Genomic DNA, 2,145 nt, shown 5'->3' on the forward strand with positions numbered 1-2,145 from the left:
CCTGCCGAATGTCGGGCCGGCCTGTGAGAAAGATCTCCGTCTGATTGGAATCCGTGTCCCGGCGCACCTGCGCGGGCGTGATCCCTACGACATGTATGCCCAGCTGTGCCTGAAGACCGGCGTGGTGCACGACCCCTGCGTGATCGATGTGTTCCTGTCCATCGTGCGCTTCATGGCGGGGGATTCCCCGCAGCCCTGGTGGGCCTACAGCAAGGAACGCAAGGAAACCCTGGCCAGGGAAGCACCGCTGACCCTGTGGTGAGGTGGCCACCGGCCCCCGCGTGGGGCCGGGCCGATGACAGCGCGGTACGGCGTGATGCTCCCCGGACAGGGCAGACCGGTGAAATCTCTATCGTTGGCGGCGAAAATGCCGTCATTACGTCTGGATAGTTCTGATGACCCTTCTCGTGACCGGCGCGGCCGGCTTCATTGGTGCCTACACCTGCCAGGCGCTGTCCGCCCGTGGCGAGCGGGTGGTGGGGCTGGACAACTACAACGACTACTACGACCCGCAGATCAAGCGCGACCGGGTGGCCGCGCTGTGCCCGCAGGTGGACATCCGCGCGCTGGACATCACCGACCGCGACGGCCTGGCCGCATTGTTCGATGAAGTGCAGCCGACCCGGGTGATCCACCTGGCCGCGCAGGCCGGCGTGCGGTACTCGCTGGAAAACCCGCACGCCTACGTGCAGAGCAACCTGGTCGGCTTCGTCAACCTGCTGGAGCTGTGCCGCCACCGCGGCGTGCAGCACCTGGTGTACGCCTCCAGCAGCTCGGTCTACGGCAATTCGGCCACGCCGCCGTTCTCCGAGGACCAGCGCGTGGACCAGCCGCGCTCGCTGTACGCCGCCACCAAGGCCGCCAACGAGCTGATGGCCTACACCTACGCCCAGCTGTATGGCCTGCGCGCCACCGGGCTGCGCTTTTTCACCGTGTATGGCCCGTGGGGCCGGCCGGACATGGCGCCGCTGCTGTTCTCGCGCGCGGTGCTGGCCGGGCGCAGCATCGAGGTGTTCAATGATGGCCACATGCGCCGCGACTTCACACATGTTTCCGACATCGTCACCGGTATCCTCGGGGCGCTGTCGCATCCCAGTGCCGAGGCCACGCCGCATCAGGTGTTCAACCTCGGCAACCACACACCGGTGGAGCTGGAGCACTTCATCGACGTGATCGCCTCGGCCGCCGGCCGGCCGGCCAACAAGGTCTACAGGCCCATGCAGCCCGGCGACATGGTCCAGACCATGGCCGATACCGCGCGGGCCAGGGCGGCCTTCGGCTACGAGCCGGCCACCCCGATTGAAGTGGGCCTGCCACCGGTGGTGGAGTGGTGCCGCACCTACTTCGGACCGCGCGCCTGATTTCATCTCCCGCTAATACGGAAGCGGGAAAATGCGCGGTCTTCCTGAATACGCATTGCCAACGGATCGCGTCATGAACCAGCCTGCCCTCTCGGTGGTCGTCCCCGTCTTCAACGAGCGCGACAACGTCGCCCCGCTGGTCAACGAAATCACCGCCGCACTGCGCGGCAAGGTGCCCTTCGAGATCGTCTACGTGGACGACAACTCCAGGGACGACAGCCTGCAGGTGCTGCAGGCGCTGAAGGCCGCCAACCCCGAGCTGCGGGTGCTGCACCACGTGCAGCAGAGCGGCCAGAGCACCGCGGTGCGGACCGGGGTCAAGGCCGCGCGCGCGCCGTGGATCGCCACCCTCGACGGCGACGGCCAGAACGACCCGGCCGACATCCCCAGGCTGCTGGCCGCGCGCGATACCGCCGAGGGCGGGGTCAAGCTGTTCGCCGGCTGGCGGGTCAACCGCCAGGACAGTGGCTCCAAGCGCTGGGCCAGCAAGTGGGCCAATGCCATCCGCGCGCGCATGCTGCGCGACGACACCCCCGACACCGGCTGCGGCATCAAGCTGTTCGACCGCGATGCCTTCCTCGACCTGCCGTACTTCGACCACATGCACCGCTACCTGCCGGCGCTGATGCAGCGCGCCGGCTGGAAGACCGTGAGCGTGCCGGTCAGCCACCGCCATCGCACCGCGGGCGTGTCCAAGTACAACAACTTCGGCCGTGCCATGGTCGGCATCCGTGACCTGCGCGGCGTGGCATGGCTGATCACCCGCTCCAAACGCACGGCGGTG

3 protein-coding genes are annotated in these 2,145 nt (G+C 67.6%); all 3 read left to right on the forward strand.

Going from position 1 to position 2,145, the window contains the following annotated elements:
* Position 1 precedes the first annotated feature (1 nt).
* Positions 2 to 262: a helix-hairpin-helix domain-containing protein gene (locus tag VA603_RS10435; RefSeq protein WP_323438776.1), complete on the forward strand. Its 261-nt coding sequence runs from the start codon at positions 2 to 4 to the stop codon at positions 260 to 262.
* Between the two features lie 133 nt (positions 263 to 395).
* Positions 396 to 1,361: an NAD-dependent epimerase/dehydratase family protein gene (locus VA603_RS10440; protein WP_323438777.1), complete on the forward strand. Its 966-nt coding sequence runs from the start codon at positions 396 to 398 to the stop codon at positions 1,359 to 1,361.
* Positions 1,362 to 1,434: 73 nt separating this feature from the next.
* Positions 1,435 to 2,145 (forward strand): glycosyltransferase family 2 protein (locus VA603_RS10445; protein WP_323438778.1); only part of this gene is annotated, 711 nt, incomplete at its 3' end.

The organism is Stenotrophomonas capsici (genome assembly GCF_034961085.1).
GTDB classification, from domain to species: Bacteria; Pseudomonadota; Gammaproteobacteria; order Xanthomonadales; family Xanthomonadaceae; genus Stenotrophomonas; species Stenotrophomonas capsici.